Here is a 20746-nt window from a genome sequence, read left to right as displayed (position 1 = left end):
TTGTCGCGCCAGCGTGGCGGTTGATGGACCCATCCCGCCGCGTGTCACCGACTCTGAAGAAGCGCCATACGCATGTCATTTGCCGAACTCGGCCTGAGTGAAAAGGTTCTGACGGCTGTCACGGCCGCCGGCTATAGCACACCGACTCCGATCCAGGCCCAGGCCATTCCGCATGTGCTGGCCCGCAAGGACGTTCTGGGCATCGCCCAGACCGGCACGGGCAAGACGGCGGCCTTCACCTTGCCTATGCTGACGATCCTGGAGACGGGCCGTGCCCGCGCCCGGATGCCACGCACGCTGATCCTGGAGCCGACGCGCGAGCTTGCCGCGCAGGTCGAGGAGAACTTCACCCGCTACGGCGTCAATCAGAAGCTTTCGGTCGCGCTCCTGATCGGCGGCGTCTCCTTCGGCGATCAGGACGCCAAGATCACCCGCGGCGTCGACGTGCTGATCGCGACGCCCGGCCGCCTGCTCGACCATGTCGAACGCGGCAAGCTGTTGCTCACCGGCGTCGAGCTTCTCGTCATCGACGAGGCCGACCGTATGCTCGACATGGGCTTCATCCCGGACATCGAGCGCGTCTGCAAGCTCGTGCCCTTCACCCGGCAGACGTTGTTCTTCACGGCGACCATGCCTCCCGAGATCACCCGGATCTCCGAGCAGTTCCTGCATAACCCGGTCCGTGTCGAGGTCTCGCGTCCCGCGACCGCCGCCACCACCATCACGCAGCGGCTGATTGCATCCAACCCGCAGGATTTCGAGAAGCGCGAGACGCTGCGCAAGCTCATCAAGGGCGCAACCGATCTGCAGAACGCCATCGTCTTCTGCAACCGCAAGCGCGATGTCGCGACGCTGCACAAATCGCTGTTGCGCCACGGCTTCCCCGCCGTCGCCCTGCATGGCGACATGGACCAGTACGCCCGCATGGCGGCGCTCGAATCCTTCCGCACCGGCGAGAACCCGATCCTGGTCGCGAGCGACGTCGCCGCGCGCGGCCTCGACATTCCGGCCGTCAGCCACGTCTTCAACTTCGACGTGCCGACCCATGCCGAGGACTATGTCCACCGCATCGGCCGCACCGGCCGCGCCGGTCGCGAAGGCGCCTCCTTCACCATCGTCACCCGCCATGACGACAAGCTCGTCGCCGCGATCGAGAAGCTCACCGGCCAAAGCATCGCCTATGAAGGAGCGGGTCTCGACGCTTTGCCGCCGGGAGCCCCCCGCGAGGAACGCCGCGGCAAGCGCGACGACAAGCGCTCGTCTTCCCGCGACCGCGGACGGGGCGAGCGCGACCGTGGACGCGGCGAACGCCGTCCGCGCGGCCATAGCGAAACGGAAGCCGTCCCCGCCGTCGTCGAGGCCGTCGAAGAGCGGCGCGACGCCGCGCGGCGCCCGCGTCCGCAGGTGGAAGCCGAGCAGCCCATCCGCCCCGGAACCCCGGAGCGCAAGGAGCGCGACGGGCGGCGGCGCAATCGCGACGACGATGACGGCCCGCAGGTGAAAGGCCTCGGCGATCATGTGCCGGCCTTCCTGCTGCGGCCGGTTCGCATCGGTTGACGCTGCGGCATAAACCCGATTTTAACGGCCTTTACTTGATATCTCCGTCGTCGCGGTGCGAAAGTCTCGCGATGGACGGGCGCATGCCGCCGTATATGCGGACAGGATGTCCCGCTTCGATTGAATGATCGAAGTCGACGTGGCCGAAAGCCGCGACCCGCTTCGCACGGGAATGGCATGATATGGACGAAGCCCCGGTTTCCGCCCATCACGACCTGGCCGAGCGCGTCGTCGCGGCCATGCGGCAGCATGATTCACCGAGCTATCCGCGCGCCTTCGAGGTCTGGTATGCCCATCTGAGCGGCGAGATGCCCGCGGTCAGCCTGGCGCTGAACGCCATCCTCGCCGGCAGCGACGGCAAGGTCACGGCCGCCGATATCGACAGCCTCTATGAGCGCTTCATCAATACCGAGCGCTTCTCGCGGCAGGCGGAGCGCACCAGCCTGCAGGTGCTGGGCGAGATCGACAGCATGATGGCGCTGATCGACAAGGCGCTCGGCTCCAGCGAGCTCTATCACGGCAGGCTGGCGGCGATGTCGGAAGACGTCCCACCGATGACTGACCGGCAGAAGCTGCGCGAATGGGTCGAGGCGCTGGTGATGTCGACCCGCGAGGAAGTGACGCGCAAGACCCAGCTCGAAGCGGAGCTGCGCAACAGCTCCAACGAGATCCGCAACCTGCGCGAGGCGCTGGAATCGACGCGCGCGGAAGCGCTGACGGATCCGTTGACCGGCCTCGCCAATCGCCGCCATTTCGAGGAGATGCTGCAGAAGTCGATCGACCAGGCCACGCTTCGGCGCGAGCCCTTCGCGCTGGTGATGGCCGATATCGACTTCTTCAAGCGCTTCAACGACGCCCATGGACACCTGACGGGCGATCAGGTGCTGCGCCTCGTCGCACGCACGATGAAGGACAAGTTCAAGGACAAGGCGGTCATCAGCCGCTTCGGCGGCGAGGAGTTCGCGATCATCCTGCCGGAGGCCGACCTGATCGCCGGAAAGTTCGGCGCCGAGACGGTGCGCCAGGCCCTGCTCACCCGCGAGTTGATCAAGCGCTCGACCAACGAGAACCTTGGCCGCATCACGATCTCGCTCGGCGTCGCCATGTATCGCCGCGGCGACACCGCCGGCTCCCTCGTCGACCGGGCCGATCAGGCGATGATGCGGGCCAAGCGCGACGGCCGCAACCGCACCGTCACCGAGGAAGCTGTGGAACTCGCGAGCCGCGTCGCCTGACGCCGCTCAGGACGCCGCGAGCGCGCTCTCGCCACGCGGCTTGATCTCGACCGATTCGCCGCAACCGCAGGCCGAGACCTGGTTGGGGTTGTTGAAGACGAAGGTCGAGGAAAAGCGATCGGTCCTGAAGTCGAGCTCTGTGCCGAGCAGGAACAGCACCGCCTTGGCATCGACGATCACGGTCGCGTCCTTCTCGGAAACGACCTCGTCACCCTTATTGATCTCGCGGGCGATCTCGAAGGTGTACTCCATGCCGGCGCAGCCGCCCTTCTTCACGCCGACCCTGAGGCCGAGCGCCGGCGCGGCATCGCCCGCGCTCTGCGCCATGATCTCGCGGATGCGGGCAGCGGCTGCATCGGTCAGGGAGATGACCTTCAGCCCGGGTATCGAAAACATTGTTGTCCCTCCTCGACCGGGTTCAAGGCCCGGTGAAGCAAGATGATGAACCTAACATAGGGATTGCAGGCGCTTCCGTCGAGGTGCGGCGCGACACAGCTGGCGCGCCATGCGTTCATGCGCCGGCATCCTCGCGCGCCATGCATTGCGGTTCGCTCTCCGGCATGCACTCTGGAGCGCCTTCGATCCCAGCGTCAGGGAAGCCATGCCTCAACGCCTGCACCGCCCCGAAGCCCTCCGCTCCCTTGTCCGCGACATGGTCACCAGGGCCGGCTGGAGCGCGCAGGAGGCCGAGGAGACCGCCGACCACCTCGTCCTCGCCAATCTGAGCGGCCATGACAGCCACGGCGTCGGGATGATACCGCTGTATTTCCAGTCCCTTGCCGACGGAAACCTCAAACCCGAATCGAAGGGCGAGATCCGCCTCGACGCGGCGCCCTTCCTGATCGTCGACGGCAACATCGCCATCGGCCAACCCACCGCGCGCAACGCCGTCGACCGCGCCGTCGAGATCGCCAGGACCGGTGGCGTCGCCATCGTCAACCTGCTCGATTCGCACCATATCGGCCGCATCGGCCACTATGCCGAGGTTGCGGCGGCGGCCGGGCTGATCTCCTTCTTCTGGGTCAATGTCGCCGGCCGGCCGCCGATCGTCGCACCCTTCGCTGCCAAGGAAGCACGCTTCGGCACGAACCCGCATGCGATCGGCATTCCCGTCCCCGGCGGCGATCCGCTGATCCTCGATTTCGCGACGAGCCGCATGGCGCATGGCAAGGCCCGCGTCGCGCTCAACAAGGGCGAGCAGGTGCCGCCCGGCTACATCATCGACGGCGAGGGCCGCCCCACGACCGACCCTTCCCATGTCTTCGCCAGCCCGGACCGGCCGCTCGGCGCGCTGCTGCCCTTCGGCGATCATAAGGGCGCCGGCCTTTCGCTGATCGCCGAATTGCTCTCGGCCGGGCTGATGGGTGCGGCGCGCATCGACCAGAAGCCGCAGAAGAGCTGGACCATCAATTCGCTCTTCGGCGTGCTGATCGACCCTGCCCGGCTCGAGCCCGATGCCGGGCTGCGCAAGAGCCGCATCGACAGCTACCTCGCCTTCGTGCGCGCCGCCAAGCCGCAGGACCCGGCCAACCCCGTCCTGGCGCCGGGAGACAAGGAGCGGAAGGTCCGGATCGAGCGCGCCGCCGCCGGCATCCCGCTCGACGACGAGACCTGGTCGCAGATCAAGGCCGCCGCCGCCCGCTACGGCATCGACGCCGACAGCTACTGAGCCCCTCATGCTGCAAGTGGCCTACAACGCCTTCTGCGCCGCCCTGCCGGCGACCAGCCATGTCGTCCAATGGGGCGGCGCGGATGTCTGGAAGGTCGGCGGCAAGGTCTTCGCCATCGCGCGGCCGCAGGAAGACGGCGAGATGGCGGTGAGCTTCAAATGCTCGCCGCTGGCTTTCGACATTCTGAGGGAGCAGCCGGGCCTGAGGCCCGCGCCCTACCTCGCCTCGCGCGGCATGAAATGGATCCAGTGGCTTTCGCCCGAGAGCATGCCGGACGACGCCTTGCAGGACTATCTGCGCGAAAGCCACCGCCTCGCCGCCGCAGGGCTGACGAAGCGGGTGCGCGCCGAACTGGGCCTATAGGAGCGCTTCGCCCCGGAACATCTGCGCGCAGGAGCCGCCGACAGTGGCGCGGATGCCGTCCTCGCCGCGGCGCGCGGTCAGGTGCAGAAGGCTGGGCCGGCCCATCTCGACGCCCTGCGTCAGCGTGAAGCTCGCATCGTCCTGGCTACCGAGGGAGAGAAGCAGGGCGGCAACCGTGGCGCTGGCGCTACCGGTCGCCGGATCCTCCCATGTGCCGCTGATCGGCGCGAACATCCGGGCGCGGATATCGCTGGCGCCGTCCCGCGCATAGAGGAACAGCGAGAAGCGGCCCTCCAGGCCTGGCGTGCTGTCCCGGACGGCCCGGAACCGGCTGAGGTCCGGCGTGGCGCGCGAAAGCGCCTCCAGCGTCACCTCCGCGAGAACGAAGAAGACGCCGACCGAGGCCCGCACCGGCCGGTGGTTCGTCACGACGATATCTGAAGGCGAAAGACCGGCGCAGCCGGCGATCGCGTCGGCCGGCAATTCGATGCTCTTCGTCAGGGCCTGCGGGGCGGCAATCGTCGCGCCGGTGACGGTGCCTGCGGCATCGCGCGCGACCTTCACCTCGACCAGCCCGGCAATTTCCTCGAAGCGCAGCACGCCGCCACGGTCGCGACCGTGGCGCGCGAGCACGAAGGCCGTTCCGACATTGGGGTGGCCGGCGAACGGCATTTCATGCGCGCGCGTGAAGATCCGAACCCTGGCATCGTGGGCCGGATCATCCGGGGGCAGGACGAAGGTCGTCTCGCTATAGTTCATCTCGGCCGCAAGCGACTGCATCTGCGCGTCCGAGAGCCCGCGCGCATCGGTGAAGACGGCGAGTTGGTTGCCGCCGAAGGGGCGGTCGGTGAAGACGTCGACGGTCTCGTAGGGAAAGCTGGGCATGGCAAGCTCCGGGAGCGGATGACGCGCCTATTCCTGCCAGCGGGGCGGGCTCAGCACCAATGAAGCGATGAGATGCGATCCATCAACGCGACCGGTGTCGCGCTCACCACATGTCGAGCGCGACGCGGGCCTCGTCGGACATGCGCGACTGATCCCAGGGCGGATCGAAGGTCATGTTGACCGTGACACCCGCGATGCCGTTGACGGTGCTGACCGCATTCTCGACCCAGCCCGGCATCTCTCCCGCGACCGGGCAACCCGGCGCGGTCAGCGTCATATCGATGGTGACCTGCCGGTCATCGGCGATGTCGACACGGTAGATCAGGCCGAGTTCGTAGATGTCGGCTGGGATCTCGGGATCGTAGACCGTCTTCAGCGCCGCGACGATATCGTCCGTCAGCCGGTCGATCTCCTCAGGCGGAAGCGACGCGGCGGAGCCGACCTGCGGCTCGTTCGGCTTAAAGCCGTCTTCCTTCAGCGCGATGGGTTCGGACGTGGCCAAGGCTCGTATCCTCGATATCATGCGAACAGGTTTTCGGCCTTCCGCAGGGCTTCCACCAGCTTGTCGACCTCTTCCAGCGTATTGTAGAGGCCGAAGGAGGCGCGGCAGGTCGATGTCACCCCATATCGTGCCAAAAGCGGCATCGCGCAATGGGTACCCGCGCGAACTGCGACACCGGCGCGGTCGATCACAGTCGCGACGTCATGGGCATGGGCCCCCTTCATCTCGAAGGCGACGATCGCACCCTTCTCCCGTGCCTTGCCGAAGATGCGGATCGAATTCATCTCGCCGAGACGTTCCATCGCGTAGGCGCCGAGCTTCGCCTCATGGGCGGCGATGTTCTCGCGGCCGAGCGCCATCATGTAGTCCAGCGCGACGCCCAGCCCCACAGCCTCGACGATCGCCGGCGTGCCGGCCTCGAAACGGTGCGGCGGGTCGTTATAGGTCACGGTGTCTTCCGTGACGGTCACGATCATCTCGCCGCCGCCTTCATAGGGCGGCAGCTTGTCGAGCCATTCCTTGCGGCCCCAGAGCACGCCGGAACCGGTCGGTCCATAGGTCTTGTGGCCGGTGAAAGCATAGAAGTCGCAGCCCAGCGCCTGCACGTCGACCGGCAGATGCACCGCGCCCTGGCTGCCGTCGACGACGAGCGGAATGCCATGCGCGCGGCAGATCTTCGCCACCTCGGCGATCGGCACGATGGTGCCGGTCGCGTTCGACATATGCGTCAGCGCCACGACCTTGGTACGCGGAGTGATCAGCTTCTCGAATTCCTCGATGAGGAAATTGCCGTCCTCGTCGATCGGTGCCCATTTCAGCACGGCGCCATGCCGCTCGCGCCAGTAATGCCAGGGCACGATGTTGGAGTGGTGCTCGAGGATCGAGACGATGATCTCGTCGCCCTCGCCGAGGTTCAGGTGGCGCCCGAGCGAGGACGCGACGGTGTTGAGCGCGCCGGTCGAGGAGCGCGTGAAGACGATCTCCTCGAGATGTTTGGCGTTGAGGAAGCGCCGCGCGCTTTCGCGCGCCGCCTCATAGGCTTCGGTCGAGGCATTGGCGAGGTAATGCAGCCCGCGATGGACGTTGGAATAATCCTCGCGCATCAGCTTCGACATCGTATCGATCACCACGTTCGGCTTCTGGGCCGAGGCGGCATTGTCGAGATAGACGAGCGGCTTGCCATAAACCTCGCGCGACAGGATCGGGAAATCCCGCCGGATCGTCGCGACGTCATAGGGCTTCAGTACGGGCTGGCCGGTCACCGCGTTCATATGCTCACGCCTTTCCGGTACCGGGCTGCCGGTCGGCGACGAGCGCGCCGGCATGCCCCCAATCCTCCCGCTCGATCTCCTGGATCACGATATGGGTGTTCTGCGGGTTCTTGCCGAGCACCTTCACCAGGGTCTCGGTGAACTCCTTGACGATCTGCGCCTTCTGTTCGCGCGTCGCGCCCTTCGTGATCTGGAGATTAATGTAGGGCATCAGACGGTGCTCACCTCGGAGGCGGCCTCGCGGGCCTGGAGCCAGGACTCGACCTCGTGCATGACGAGCTCGCGCACATTCTCGTCGCCGATGAACTCGGCCGCCTCGCCGGCGAAGGCCTGCAGCACCAGCGCCTCCGCCTGGGGCCGCGGCAGGCCGCGCGCCATCAGGTAGAAGAGTTGGTCGCCGTCGATCTGCGCGACGGTCGCGCCATGGCCGCAGACCACGTCGTCGGCGAAGATCTCGAGCTCCGGCTTGTTGAACATCGTCGCGCCGTCATTCAGCAGCAGCGCGTTGCTCTTCATGCTGCCATCGGTCTTCTGCGCATGCGGGCGTACGACGACCTTGCCCTGGAAGACGCCAGTCGACTCGCCGCCGGCGATCGTCTTGAACAATTCGCGGCTGGTGCCGTGCGGCACCTCATGGTCGACGATCAGCGTGACGTCGGAATGCTCCGAGCCGCGCAGCAGATTGACGCCGCGCAGGCCGATTTCGCTGTGCTCGCCGGCAAAGCGGACGAAATGCTGCTGGCGCAGCGTGCCGGCCCTGGCGACGAAGGCGAAGGAGTCGAACTTGGCCTGGGCGCCGACGGTCGCGAGCAGGCTCTGCACCTGCACGCTCGCCGCGGCCTGCCGCGTCACGATGCGGACATGCTGGATCTCGCTCTCGTCGCCGGTCTCGAAGACGATGGCGCCGTTGATCTGCTGGGCCGCCTCGCCGGCCGCCTCGCTGACCTCGACGATGGTCGCCCGGCTGCCCTGCGCCGCCAGCACGACCGAACGGTGGAACACCGCCCGCTCCTCATGGCCGGAAGCGAGGGAGACGATGACGATCGGCTGCTCCAGATTCCGGCCCTCGGCGATCTCGACGAAGACGCCGTCGCGCATCAGTGCGGTGTTGAGCATCAGCCCGGTATCGTCGGCGCCGACCGAGGGGCCGGACAGCACGCGGGACAGGCCCTCGCGCTGAGAGACCAGTGCCTCGGACAGCGACTGCACCGAAACGCCTTCCGGAATGTCGTCGAGCGTCGAGAGGTCGGGCGCGAAGACGCCGTCGACCAGGACGAGGCGCAGGCCGTCGAGCTTCAGCGCGGCCAGGCGAGCCTTGACCGCCTCGGTGACGGCGGCGCCGTCGGCGAGCGGACGGGCCTCGCGCAGCAACGCGCGCAGGTCGGTATAGCGCCAGGATTCGAGCCGGCGATGCGGCAGGCCCTTGGCCTCGAAGCCGGCGAAGGCGTCCTCGCGCAGCTTGCGTACAGCCGGGCCGCCCGGCAGCTCGGCCTTGCTGTCAGCGAACTGCTGGATCAGCGTCTGCTCGGCCGCCGTCTTCAGCGGGGTGACGATGGCCATCAGGCGGCCTCCCCATAGGACGCGTAACCCGACTTCTCGAGCTCGAGCGCCAGCTCCTTGCCGCCGGTCTTCACGATCCTGCCCTTCGACATGACGTGGACGGTGTCCGGCACGATATGGTCGAGCAGGCGCTGATAGTGGGTGATGACGAGGAAGCCGCGGTTCTTGTCGCGGAGCGCGTTGACGCCCTCGGCGACGATGCGCAGCGCGTCGATGTCGAGGCCGGAATCGGTCTCGTCGAGGATGCACATGGACGGCGAAAGCAGAGCCATCTGAAGGATTTCCATGCGCTTCTTCTCACCGCCGGAGAAGCCGACATTGAGCGGACGGCGCAGCATGTCCTTGGCGATGCCGAGCTTGTCGGCGGCGGCGTTGACCTGCTTGATGAAGTCCGGCGTCAGAAGCTCGTCCTGCCCGCGCGCCTTGCGCTGCGCGTTCATCGCGGCCTTCAGGAAGGTCATGGTGGCGACGCCGGGGATCTCCAGCGGGTACTGGAAGGCGAGGAAGATGCCGGCCGCAGCGCGCTGGTCGGCCTCCATCTCCAGCACGTTCTCGCCGTTGAGCAGGATCTCGCCGTCGAGGACCTCATAGTCCTCCTTGCCGGCGATGACATAGGACAGGGTCGACTTGCCGGAGCCGTTCGGCCCCATGATCGCGGCGACCTCGCCATCGTTCACGGTGAGGTTGAGGCCGTTGAGGATCTGCTTGTCCTCGTCGGCGATCTTGACGACCAGATTGCGAATTTCGAGCATTGTTCAGAGTTCCATCTTGCAGGAGATGGTCGGGTCGGGCCCGACCATGACGCGCTTGGTCTCGGCGTCATGCCCGGGCTTGCCCCGGGCATCTCGGAAACGATCGGGCGTCAGCCCACGGAGCCTTCAAGGGAAATGGTGATCAGCTTCTGCGCCTCGACGGCGAATTCCATCGGGAGCTGCTGCAGCACCTCCTTGACGAAGCCGTTGACGATCAGCGCCACCGCCTCCTCCTCGGAGAGGCCGCGCTGCTGGCAGTAGAAGAGCTGGTCCTCGCCAATCTTCGAGGTCGTCGCCTCATGCTCGAAGATCGCGGTCGCGGTCTTGGCCTCGATATAGGGGATGGTGTGCGCGCCGCACTGGTCGCCGATCAGCAGCGAGTCGCAGTTGGTGAAGTTGCGCGCGCCCGTCGCCTTGCGATGGGCCGAAACCATGCCGCGATAGGTCGAGTCGGACTTGCCGGCCGCGATGCCCTTGGCGATGATCTTCGAGGTCGTGTTCTTGCCGAGATGCAGCATCTTGGTGCCGCTATCGACCTGCTGCGCCCCGTTCGACACCGCGATCGAGTAGAACTCGCCGCGCGAGCCGTCGCCGCGCAGGATGCAGGACGGGTATTTCCAGGTGATCGCCGATCCTGTTTCGACCTGCGTCCACGAGATCTTCGAGTTCTTGCCGCGGCAATCGCCGCGCTTGGTCACGAAGTTGTAGATGCCGCCCTTGCCCTCGGCATCGCCCGGATACCAGTTCTGCACGGTCGAGTACTTGATCTCGGCATCGTCGAGCGCGATCAGCTCGACCACCGCCGCGTGGAGCTGGTTCTCGTCGCGCTTGGGAGCCGTGCAGCCTTCAAGATAGCTGACATAAGCGCCCTCGTCGGCGATGATCAGCGTGCGCTCGAACTGGCCGGTGTTCTGCTCGTTGATGCGGAAATAGGTCGACAGCTCCATCGGGCAGCGCACGCCCTTCGGCACATAGACGAAGGAGCCGTCGGTGAAGACCGCGCTGTTGAGCGTGGCGAAATAATTGTCCGTCACCGGCACCACGGTGGCGAGATACTTCTTCACCAGCTCGGGGTGTTCCTGGATCGCTTCCGAGATCGAGCAGAAGATCACGCCGGCCTGCGCCAGCTCCTTCTTGAAGGTCGTGACCACTGAAACGGAATCGAACACCGCATCGACGGCGACGCGGTTCTCCGGCGCGACGCCGGCGAGGATTTCCTGCTCGCGCAGCGGGATGCCGAGCTTCTTGTAGGTCTCAAGGATCGCCGGATCGACCTCGTCGAGGGACTTCGGCGAAGCGCCCTTCTTCGGCGCGGCATAGTAGTAGAGGTCCTGGTAGTCGATCGGCGGATAGTTCACGCGCGACCAGGTCGGTTCGGTCATGGTCTTCCAGCGACGGAAGGCGTCGAGCCGCCATTCGAGCATCCATTCGGGCTCGTTCTTGCGCGCAGAGATGTAGCGCACGGTGTCTTCGGTCAGGCCCTTGGCCGGCTTGTCGACCTCGAGCTCCGTGACGAAGCCGTATTTGTATTCGGTCACGTCGATCGACTTGACCTGATCGATGGTCTCCTGGACCGCTGCCATTTCTCAGTCTCCAGTGCGGGTTCAAGGCCCGCCGGTTCAATTTCTTCGTGTTGCGGAACGCGTCAGGCGGCAGCCCGGGCGCCCCGATCGGCTTGCGCAGCCACGAGCTTTTCGTAGGCCGCGAGGAAAAGATCGATGTCCGCCTCGCAGGTGGTCCATCCGAGCGAGGCCCGCAAGGCCCCTGCGCTCATGGCAGGGTCGATTTTCATCGCATCGAGCACATGCGAACGCTTGACCTTCCCCGAGGAGCAGGCCGAACCGGAGGACAGCGCAGCGCCCATCAGGTCGAGCTTGATCAGAAGCGTCTCGGCCTTCAGGCCGGGCGTCGCGAAGGCGCTGGTATTGGGCAGGCGTTCCACCGGGCGGCCGAAGATCGCGGTCTCCGGCGCAAGCGCCAACAAGCCGGCTTCGAGCCTGTCGCGCAACACGGCAAGCCGGGCCGCCTCCTCGCCCAGAACCTTGCGCGCAACTTCAGCCGCGGCGCCGAAGCCAATGATTCCCGGCAAGTTTTCGGTTCCAGCCCGCCAGCCACGCTCCTGACCACCGCCACGCATCGGCTTGTCCGCGAGTTCGAGCGCGCCGGTGCGGAAGACGATAGCGCCGATCCCCTTCGGCCCGCCGATCTTATGGGCCGACAGCGTCAGCGCATCGGCACCGAGCGCCACGATATCGACCGGTATCTTGCCGGCAGCCTGCACGGCATCGCTGTGCAAAAGCCCGCCATGACGGTGAACGATGACAGCGGCCTCGGCGACCGGCTGGATCACTCCGGTCTCGTTATTGGCGAGATGGATCGAGACCAGCGCCCGCGCGCCAGGCATCTCGGCGGCGAAGCGGGCAAGCCGCGCCTCCAGCCAGACGAGATCGACGAGCCCGTCGCCATCGACAGGGATTTCCTCGGCGGAACCGGCGGCGAAGCGATGTCCATCGCGCACGCAGGCATGTTCGCTCGCGCTGCGAAGCAGGAGCGACGCCGGGACCCGCACACAATCGCGGCCGCCATCGCAATCCATCAGTCCGGGCGAGAGCACGGTGACATTCGCCTCGGTGCCGCCGCTGGTGAAGACGATATTCGCGGCCTTCGCACCGACGAGCGCGGCGACCTGCTCGCGCGCCTGTTCCATCGCGCCGCGGGCCGCGCGCCCTTCGCCATGGACGGAGGACGGGTTGCCGGGCAGGGCCAACGCATGCGCGACCGCCTCCACCGCCTCCGGCCGCACCGGGGTCGTGGCATTGTGGTCGAGATAGGCGCGCCTTGCCGCCATCACCGTCCTGCCTGCTCCATCTTCTTCATCGCGGGCCGCGATCTCACGGGCTCGACACGAAATGCTTGAAATCGCACCTGTGCGCCGTGCTATAGCCGCCCGTCCGAACCGGCCAGAACGAGGTCGAACCGGTTTCCGAGAGCGGCATACCGTTTTGTTCTTCGTTCGTTCACGGCTGTTAGAACCATTCTAAGCGCTCTTTATCTAGGGCGCACGAGGTGGTGCCGTCAAGGGCGGCGGGCTTTAGGAGCGGCATTCGGCCGCCCCAGGCTCCGCCCCTGCCGGCATCGTCAACAAAAGGCGGTAAGACGATGCCAGAGGTGATTTTCAACGGTCCGGCAGGCCGGATCGAGGGGCGCTACCAGCCCGCCAAGAAGCGGGGCGCGCCGCTGGCGATCATCCTGCATCCGCACCCGCAATTCGGCGGGACGATGAACAACCAGATCGTCTACAACCTGTTCTACACCTTCGTGAACCGGGGTTTCTCGGCGCTGCGCTTCAATTTCCGTGGCGTCGGCCGCAGCCAGGGCCATTTCGACCACGGCGCCGGCGAGCTCTCGGACGCGGCTGCCGCGCTCGACTGGATGCAGGCGCTCAACCCCGAGGCCAAGAACTGCTGGATCGCGGGCGTTTCCTTCGGCGCCTGGATCGGCATGCAATTGCTGATGCGCCGCCCCGAGATCGAGGGCTTTCTCTCGATCGCGGCGATGGCGAACCGCTACGATTTCTCCTTCCTGGCGCCCTGCCCGTCTTCCGGCCTGTTCGTCCATGGCTCGGAGGATCGCGTCGCCCCGGTCAAGGAGGTGATGGCGGTGATCGAGAAGGTGAAGACCCAGAAGGGCATCCAGATCGAGCATGCCGTGGTCGAGGGCGCGAACCACTTCTTCGACGGTCGCGTCGAGCAGCTCATGGAACAGGTCGGCGTCTATCTCGACGGCAAGGTCGGGCCGGAGATCATCAAGTCGGAGCAGGAACAGGCCTGATCCGGACGATCAGGCAGCCGGGGCGGTCGCGCTCCGGCTTCCCTCGAGTACGGGCAGCTTCATGGAAGCTGCCCGGGCCTCCGCCAGAATCCAGTCGCGGAACAACCTGATCTTGCGCTCGCGCTGGCGCTCCGGTGGATAGACGATCCAATAGGAGCGGTCGCCCCGCACTGCGTGTTCAATGGCGAAGACCAGCCGCCCGGCCGCGATGTCATAGGCGAAGAGTTCCGGCGCCGCCATCGCGACGCCATGCCCGCGCAGCGCCGCCTGGATGTTCATCGCCTGCATCGATAACGCCATCGTGGCCCGTCCGCCGGGCTTCGGCGCCGCGATACCGACATCGGCGAACCAGTTTGCCCACCAATCATCCGTCGGGCTGAGCAGCGGGGCCCGCAGCAGGTCCTGCGGCTCGCGCAATTGCAGCCGCTCGCGCAGTTCCGGCGTGCAGAGCGGTGCGTAGTGGCAGGCGAAGAGCTTCTCCGCGACCAGCCCGGGCCATTCGCCCATCCCGAAGCGCAAGGCCAGGTCGACCGACTCCGTCGCGAAGTTGACGAGATGCTCCGAGGTCCCGACCCGCACCTCGAATTGCGGGTTCTCGATCTGGAACTGGGCGAGGCGCGGTGAAAGCCAGGTGATCGCCATCGTCTGCAACGCCGAGATCGTCAGGACCGTCTGGTTTTCCTCGCAGAGATCGCGAAACACCGTGCCGATATCGGCGAGCGCCTTCGCCACCGGCCCGGCGAGGCGTTGCCCGATCGCCGTCAGCACGACCTGGCGGGGCTGGCGCACGAACAGCGCGGCGCCCACTCGGTCCTCCAGCAAGCGGATCTGGTAGCTCACCGCCGCCTGCGTCATGCCGAGTTCCTCGGCCGCGCGGGTGAAGTTCTGGTGGCGCGCCGCAGCCTCGAAAACGCGGACCGCGGCGAGCGGAGGAAGCTTTGGTGGCGGCGGCGGATGCGCGGGCATGCCGAACCATAAGCCCTCTTTATGGCAGGTGACAATCTTCCGCTTTGTCGTCCCGCGCCATCCGGCTCAGATTCACCTCACACCACCAGGCGCATCGCCTGCCCCCTCCGAGGATCGGATCATGACCTGCCTATCGCAAACGGCACCGCTCGCCCCCCGGGCCGGCGCCTCCTTCCTGCTCGGCCTGCTGGCGTCCTGGCAGCGTCATGCGGCTGTTGCCCGCACGCAGCGCCGCCTCGCCATGCTGGACGACCGCGCGCTTTGCGACCTCGGGCTCTCGCGCGATGTCGTGGACCCGCCGCATCCTAGCGACGCTGCCGGATTATGGCTCAACCGCATTCCCGGATGAAGGCCGCCGGCGCCTTCGCCGCAAAAGCGGTTTCCACTTTGGCGGAACATGCTCTAGACGACGGCGGACCCACAAACGCCAGATCGCAAGCCGCCATGACCACCTACAAATCCGATTTCCTGCGCGTACTCGACGAGCGCGGCCTCATCCACCAGGTCTCCGACCCGGCCGGCCTCGATGCTCTGTGCCGGCAGGGAACCCAGACGGCCTATGTCGGCTATGACGCGACCGCGACCTCGATCCATATCGGCAACCTGATCTCGCTGACGATGCTCTACTGGTTCCAGGAGACCGGCCATCGCCCGATCACGCTGATGGGCGGCGGCACCTCCATGGTGGGCGACCCCTCCTTCCGCGACGACCAGCGCAAGCTGCTGACCGTCGAGGAGATCGCCACCAATATCGAGAGCATCAAGCGCGTCTTCGGCCGCATCCTACGCTATGGCGACGGCCCGACCGACGCGATGATGGCCAACAATGCCGACTGGCTGCTGAAGCTGAACTATGTCGAGTTCCTGCGCGATGTCGGCCGGCATTTCTCGGTCAACCGCATGCTGTCCTTCGATTCGGTGAAGCTTAGGCTGGACCGCGAGCAGTCGCTATCCTTCCTCGAATTCAACTACATGATCATGCAGGGCTACGACTTCGTCGAGCTCAACCGCCGCTATGGCTGCCGGCTGCAGATGGGCGGGTCCGATCAGTGGGGCAACATCATCAACGGCGTCGATCTTTCGCACCGGATGGGCGGCCCGCAGCTCTACTGCGTGACGACGCCGCTGCTGACGACCTCGTCCGGCGCCAAGATGGGCAAGACCGCCAATGGCGCGGTCTGGCTCAATGCCGACGTCTTCAGCCCCTATGATTTCTGGCAGTATTTCCGCAACACCGAGGATGCCGATGTCGGCCGCTTCCTCAAGGTATTCACGCGCCTGCCGATGGACGAGATCGCCCGGCTCGCTGCGCTCGGCGGTGCCGAGGTCAACGAGGCGAAAAAGATCCTCGCGACCGAGATCACGGCGATCGTCCACGGCCGCGAGGCCGCCGAAGCCGCTGCCGAGACGGCGCGCAAGACCTTCGAGGAAGGCGCCCTCGCGACCGACCTGCCGAGCGTCACGATCCCCCGCGGCGAGATCGAGCCGGGCCTTGGCGTGCTCAGCGCCTTCGTCAAAGCGGGGCTCGTGCCCTCGACCGGTGAGGCGCGTCGGCAGGTCAAGGCCGGAGGCTTGCGCGTCAACGATGTCGTCGTCACGGACGAGCGCGCCACGCTCGGCCTCGCCGATCTGACCTCGGATGGGGCGGTCAAGCTCTCCTTCGGCAAGAAGAAGCACGTCCTGCTGCGGCCGGAATAGGCACAGGCCCGATCCGGCAAAAACAGCTTCGGCAAGAACAGCAACCTCATCGGTCGCGCCGTCATTCCCGGGCTAAGTGAGGCGCAGTCCGGGAATGTCTCGCCGTGAGAAGCGCCGTTCCTCCACGAGACGCTCGGGGCAGGCCCAAGCGTGACGGCAAATCTCGCCTCGCCAGTATCGCTCAGGGCCGTGGCGGCGCCTGCCCCGGCTGGACCGGCCGCTGCTCGGGCGCCCCGCCGAGCGGATCGACGAAGCGGCGCAGGATGCCCGGCGCAAGCGCGGAGAGCGGGTTGATCGTCATGTTCGGCGCGCTGGCCGGGCCGGAAATGCGGAAATTCACCGCGAAGAGCCCGCCATACTGGCTGCCGCCGCCGAGCAGCGCCCCCACCACCGGCACCTGCGCGAAGGCGTTGTTGAAGGCATAGCCGGGCACGAAGGTGCCGCCGATGTCGACGCGGTCGCGGCCATAATCGACATGGCCCTGAAGGGTGAAGCCGACCTGCTGGCCCCAGATCACCATGTCCGAGACGTCGAGCCGGCTGGCGGAGCGGGTGAACTCGGCGCGCAGCTTGGTGAAGGCGACTTCGCTGACGTCGATGCGGACGTCCGGTGGGTCGCCTCCGGTACGCTCGCCCGTGAAGGCGCTGCTCGACGAGGTGCCGACGACGCGTCGCAGCGCCGGCTCGTTGCGCACGAGGAAGTTGCGGAACAGCAGGTCGCCGCTCTGGTTCTCGCCTGTCCCCATGGTCAGGATGAGGTCGCCGCCATAGGCCTTGTTGTAGAGATCGAGGAAGCGCAGCAGCGAGCCGCCATTCTCCGTCTGCACGACGAGCTTGCCGCCCTCGCTCTGGCGCTGCCTGACAGTCACGTCGGCCTTGCCGATGCGCCCCTGGAAATTGACCATGCGCAGATCGCCGCCGCGTTTGGAGAATTTCAGCGTGCCGTTGGTGATCGCCTCGTTGTTGAAGCCGGTCAGGATCGGCACGTCGAGATCGACGTCATAGTCGCCGCCCTTCTGCTGCGCCGAGCGATCGCCACGCGGCGCCTGGGCCGGGCTCTGAACGTCCTTGATGAAGGGCCGCAGATCGGCCACCGCGCCGCGGACAATGACTTTGGTGACGCCGCCGTCCCGCTTGATGTCGAGCTTGAGGTTGTCACCCGGCGAGAGACGGAACTGCGTCAGGCTCGCACTCTCCAGCCCGTTCTGCTTGTTGAGCTCGACGCGCCCCCTGATCTGCGCACTGCCTGCATCGAACGAGAAATCGTCGAGATCGGGCCCGTCGGTATCGAGGATGTAGTTGAAGCTGACCTTGCCCGGCCGTCCGGCCGGCTTGCTCAGGCCCGGTATCGTTCCGTCGAGCCCGACCTTGGTCAGGTCGATCTCGACCCGCGGTGGCGTGTTCAGTTGGCCCTTGCTGAAGCTTTTCACCACCTTGACCGGCAGCGCGCCGGAAATACCGGAATCCGGTCCGATGCCTCGTCTTTGCCGTGCCGCCGCATCGAGGGAGAGCAGCAGTGTCGCATCGCCCTGCCCCTTCGCATTCTGCTTGATCTCGATTTGCGTCTTGTCGCCGCCGACCTTCGCGTCGCCACGCAGCGCCAGGCCGTTGCGATCGAAATTCATCGTGAAGGAGCCGGCGTCGAGCTTCTCGGTTCCCAGCATCGTGTCGGATGCGACATTGGACAGGATGCCGTTGCCGCTGATCGACACCTCCTCCGTCTTCAGGTCGTTCGCCAGCGGCAGGGTGAGCGCGACCTTGAGGTCGCTCGCGCCCTTGATCGCAGCGGGGTCGATCTGGCCCGGGGTGAAGTCCTTCAGCGCCGGAAAGCCCAGCAGAGCGGTCAGCGAATCCATCGAGCCGGCGATCCGAAACGCGATATTCGCCGGGGCGCGATGTATCCAGTAGTCCGGCATCGCGAAGCTGGCTTCGCTCAGCCGCATGCCGCGGCCATTGCCGAGATCGGCCATCGCCTGGCCGATCGCAAGTTGCACCGCGCGCCCCGTGACCTTGCCCGCAACCACCGCATCCGTAAGGGGCGGCAGGCCGGGGTCGGGCAGATATCGCACCTGATCAGCGTCGATGACGACGAGCAAGGCGCCGTCGGGCATGCCGCCGCCATGGATGAGCTTGGCGTGATCCTCCGCCGGCAGGTCGAGATCGACGGTCAACGACTTCATGTGCCCGGCCGCGAGTTGCCGCTCCAGCGTGTTGTGCACGTCCGGGGAGGTGAACTTCGGCCAGATCGCCAGAAGTGCCCTCGGATCGGAATCAATCGCCTTGACATGGAAGCGCTGCAGCGGGGAACTGCCGACGCGCTGGACGAAGGCGGTCATGTCGACCTTGGCCTTGGGACCGCGGATGCTGAGCTCATCCACTCCGACCGCGCCATTGGCGGGATCGATTTTGAGATTGGCCTTCAGGCCGTCCATCTGCACCGCCGGGTCGCCATCGAGCCCGGCGAGCTGTCCCTTGGCGTCGAGTTCGAGACGCCAGCCGCCACTATCCTCGCGCAGCGAACCGGAGGAGACGAAATGCGTCGCGCCGGCATCGATCTCGGCCCGCACGATGTTGAGCTGGGTCAGATCGGGGCCGCTGGCCACCTCCAAATGGGCCGAAGCGAGCTTGACGGTCGGCATCGGGCTCTCCGGGAAGCGGATCGAACCGGATTGGACGTCGATCTTGGCCGTGATCGACTGCTTGCCGTCGGGCGTCTGCCGCAGCGTCGCCTTGCCCTGAAGGGGGAGGCCCTCCAGCTCCATCCCGCCCGTCCCGAAGGCCAGCGCGACGGCCTCGGCCGGCTCGAAGCGCTGGATATCGATATCGGCGCGCTGGGTTCCGTCGGCTTCGGTGGTGAGATCGACCGCCATCTCCTTCCAGCGTTGCCCCGTGCGGCCCTTCATCGTCAGGCGCGTGCCGCGCTCGCCGATCCGCGACAGCCGGATCTCGACATCCTCGAAGCCGGCCTTCTGGCGCCCCTCGGGATCGACCAGCGAAAGGCGGGCGCCGTTGATGCCGGCGTTCTCCAGTGCGCCGAGCAGCCCGTCGCCGCGCGCCAGCGTCGAGATCGCGCTCATGATGCCGGTGAAGGCATTCCACTGCGCGGCATCGGGAACCGTCGCGGGTGGCGGTGTCTCTGCGGGAGCCGAATCGGCGTTCACGACGAGCGCGCCGTTTTTGTCGACGCCGAGCCGGACGTTGACGCCGCGCAGGTCGATCGAGACCAGGCGGATATCGCCCTTGAGCAGCGCCATCGGCTCATAGCCGAGGATCGCCTCCGGCGCCCGGATGACGGCGCCGCTCGAGTGACGGAACGAGACTTGCCTGACCCTGAGCTGAGAATGCCCGTCGATGCGGCCGAGCTCGGCCGAGGCGGCCTCCACCTTCCAGTCGGGCCCCAGCCGCTCCTCGATCGCGGACGAGATTCGCCCTTCGAGACCGGAGAGCGGAATGATCCCGGTGACGAGCAGCGTCACGGCCGCGCCGGCCAGCACCACGGCAGCGACCACGATCGCGACACAGATTGTGATCAAGCCGGCCCTGGCGCGCTTCTTCACGACCTCCGCATCGCAGGCCGCGCCCTGCGGCGCCGGCTCGCCCTGCCCGGCAAGCGCAACCTTTGCTTTCTGCTCCGCCAAAATGCGCGTGGTCCTCTCGGGCGTCGGTGCCGCTTCCGACAAGGTGCAGCAAAAGCGCCCCTTGCCGCAATCTCGGGAGACGGCATGGATGTCGATGTGACCTGACGATGCGATTCGGCAACCCGTAACCGGCGGCTGCCTCGTCTTTCGCCAGATCGCGCCGCTCCCCGGCCAGTGAGGGACGGGTTTCGTCGGGCACACGAACCCGATCGGAGAACCGATCCTACTCAAATCTAGCGGCTGCGGCGGTCCATGCCCCCCGAAGGCGACAAAAGGAAGGCGGAAACGATGGTTTTGCAGGAAGGTGATGCGGCCCCGGATTTCCGTCTGCCGCGCGATGGCGGTGGCGAGGTCACGCTGGCCGGCTTTCGGGGGCGCAAACTGGTGCTCTACGCCTACCCCAAGGACGACACGACCGGCTGCACGCGAGAGGCGATCGACTTCAACCGGCTCCGTCCTGATTTCGCCGCCTGCGGCACCGAGATCGTCGGCGTCTCGCCTGACCCGGCTACGCGGCACGATCGCTTCAAGCAGAAATACGAGCTCGACCTGACGCTCCTGGCCGATGAGGGCCAGGCTCTCGCCAACGCCTATGGCATCTGGGTCGAGAAGAGCATGTATGGCCGAAAGTTCATGGGCATCGAGCGGGCCACGTTCCTGATCGACGCCGACGGACGGATCGCGCGGATCTGGCGCAAAGTGAAGGTCGCCGGCCATGCCGAGGCGGTTCTGGCCGCGGCGCGAGCCTTGTAGAGCCTCGACATCGGCGCGGTCTTTGCGAAAGATTAACCCTAACAATCCCTAATGACGGTATCGGCA

At 66.3% G+C, this 20746-nt stretch carries 19 protein-coding genes; 8 read left to right on the top strand and 11 right to left on the bottom strand.

From position 1 onward, the window contains the following. The first annotated feature begins 72 nt into the window (after positions 1–72). Positions 73–1557 carry a DEAD/DEAH box helicase gene (locus tag GGC47_RS25120; RefSeq protein WP_370955662.1) on the top strand — a complete coding sequence of 495 codons (1485 nt, stop codon included), beginning with the start codon at positions 73–75 and terminating at the stop codon, positions 1555–1557. A gap of 182 nt (positions 1558–1739) precedes the next feature. Continuing rightward, on the top strand, positions 1740–2792 hold the full coding sequence (locus GGC47_RS25115) for a GGDEF domain-containing protein (protein ID WP_038365768.1): 1053 nt from the start codon (positions 1740–1742) through the stop codon (positions 2790–2792). 6 nt (positions 2793–2798) lie between these two features. On the opposite strand, the gene GGC47_RS25110 is transcribed toward GGC47_RS25115, so the two are convergent. After that, complete coding sequence (locus GGC47_RS25110; protein WP_113252285.1) at positions 2799–3188, bottom strand: HesB/IscA family protein; 390 nt, start codon at positions 3186–3188, stop codon at positions 2799–2801. Between the two features lie 205 nt (positions 3189–3393). On the opposite strand from GGC47_RS25110, the gene GGC47_RS25105 reads away from it, so the two are divergent. Next, complete coding sequence (locus GGC47_RS25105; protein ID WP_429069523.1) at positions 3394–4461, top strand: malate/lactate/ureidoglycolate dehydrogenase; 1068 nt, start codon at positions 3394–3396, stop codon at positions 4459–4461. Positions 4462–4468: 7 nt separating this feature from the next. Further along, entirely contained in the window at positions 4469–4825 is a 357-nt protein-coding gene (locus GGC47_RS25100; RefSeq protein ID WP_133564315.1) for an MmcQ/YjbR family DNA-binding protein, read from the top strand. On the opposite strand, the gene GGC47_RS25095 is transcribed toward GGC47_RS25100, so the two are convergent. From GGC47_RS25095 to GGC47_RS25060, 8 genes are all read right to left on the bottom strand, one after another. Continuing rightward, on the bottom strand, positions 4820–5710 hold the full coding sequence (locus GGC47_RS25095; RefSeq protein WP_038365762.1) for a PhzF family phenazine biosynthesis protein: 891 nt from the start codon (positions 5708–5710) through the stop codon (positions 4820–4822). The two genes, GGC47_RS25100 and GGC47_RS25095, sit on opposite strands and share 6 nt — an antisense overlap. A gap of 103 nt (positions 5711–5813) precedes the next feature. Next, positions 5814–6119 carry an SUF system Fe-S cluster assembly protein gene (locus GGC47_RS25090; RefSeq protein ID WP_370955734.1) on the bottom strand — a complete coding sequence of 102 codons (306 nt, stop codon included), beginning with the start codon at positions 6117–6119 and terminating at the stop codon, positions 5814–5816. Between the two features lie 110 nt (positions 6120–6229). Further along, positions 6230–7483, bottom strand: coding sequence for a cysteine desulfurase (locus tag GGC47_RS25085; protein ID WP_133564319.1), 1254 nt, complete (start codon positions 7481–7483; stop codon positions 6230–6232). A 4-nt stretch (positions 7484–7487) separates the two neighbouring features. Continuing rightward, the gene (locus GGC47_RS25080; RefSeq protein ID WP_038365758.1) at positions 7488–7694 is read right to left on the bottom strand and encodes a tautomerase family protein; all 207 of its coding nucleotides are present in this window, start codon (positions 7692–7694) and stop codon (positions 7488–7490) included. Continuing rightward, positions 7694–9043, bottom strand: a complete 1350-nt coding sequence (sufD, locus tag GGC47_RS25075) for a Fe-S cluster assembly protein SufD (protein WP_038365757.1) — start codon at positions 9041–9043, stop codon at positions 7694–7696. Before sufD ends, GGC47_RS25080 begins: the two co-directional genes overlap by 1 nt. Beyond that, positions 9043–9795, bottom strand: a complete 753-nt coding sequence (gene sufC / locus GGC47_RS25070; RefSeq protein WP_142020996.1) for a Fe-S cluster assembly ATPase SufC — start codon at positions 9793–9795, stop codon at positions 9043–9045. Before sufC ends, sufD begins: the two co-directional genes overlap by 1 nt. A gap of 110 nt (positions 9796–9905) precedes the next feature. Then, entirely contained in the window at positions 9906–11378 is a 1473-nt protein-coding gene (gene sufB / locus GGC47_RS25065) for a Fe-S cluster assembly protein SufB (protein WP_038365754.1), read from the bottom strand. Positions 11379–11440: 62 nt separating this feature from the next. Then, entirely contained in the window at positions 11441–12643 is a 1203-nt protein-coding gene (locus GGC47_RS25060; protein WP_185747844.1) for a cysteine desulfurase family protein, read from the bottom strand. A 311-nt stretch (positions 12644–12954) separates the two neighbouring features. Between GGC47_RS25060 and GGC47_RS25055 the strand changes: the two genes are divergently transcribed. Beyond that, positions 12955–13626, top strand: a complete 672-nt coding sequence (locus GGC47_RS25055; protein WP_038365751.1) for an alpha/beta hydrolase — start codon at positions 12955–12957, stop codon at positions 13624–13626. Between the two features lie 9 nt (positions 13627–13635). Here the strand turns inward: GGC47_RS25055 and gcvA are convergent, their stop codons facing one another. Further along, complete coding sequence (gcvA, locus tag GGC47_RS25050) at positions 13636–14592, bottom strand: transcriptional regulator GcvA (RefSeq protein ID WP_142020998.1); 957 nt, start codon at positions 14590–14592, stop codon at positions 13636–13638. Positions 14593–14713: 121 nt separating this feature from the next. Between gcvA and GGC47_RS25045 the strand changes: the two genes are divergently transcribed. Both GGC47_RS25045 and tyrS read left to right on the top strand, forming a co-directional pair. Further along, positions 14714–14941, top strand: coding sequence for a DUF1127 domain-containing protein (locus tag GGC47_RS25045; protein ID WP_142020999.1), 228 nt, complete (start codon positions 14714–14716; stop codon positions 14939–14941). A gap of 95 nt (positions 14942–15036) precedes the next feature. After that, complete coding sequence (gene tyrS, locus GGC47_RS25040) at positions 15037–16290, top strand: tyrosine--tRNA ligase (protein ID WP_142021000.1); 1254 nt, start codon at positions 15037–15039, stop codon at positions 16288–16290. Between the two features lie 181 nt (positions 16291–16471). Here tyrS and GGC47_RS25035 read toward each other — a convergent pair whose 3' ends face one another. Beyond that, positions 16472–19927: a YhdP family protein gene (locus GGC47_RS25035; protein ID WP_370955717.1), complete on the bottom strand. Its 3456-nt coding sequence runs from the start codon at positions 19925–19927 to the stop codon at positions 16472–16474. A 288-nt stretch (positions 19928–20215) separates the two neighbouring features. Here GGC47_RS25035 and GGC47_RS25030 point away from each other — a divergent pair, with 288 nt between their 5' ends. Beyond that, on the top strand, positions 20216–20680 hold the full coding sequence (locus tag GGC47_RS25030) for a peroxiredoxin (protein WP_038365745.1): 465 nt from the start codon (positions 20216–20218) through the stop codon (positions 20678–20680). Positions 20681–20746: the final 66 nt, after the last annotated feature.

Origin of the sequence: Allobosea sp. OAE752, assembly GCF_050433265.1 — a bacterium.
Taxonomy (GTDB): domain Bacteria; phylum Pseudomonadota; class Alphaproteobacteria; order Rhizobiales; family Beijerinckiaceae; genus Allobosea; species Allobosea spartocytisi.
This window is presented reverse-complemented; position numbering and strand designations above follow the sequence as displayed.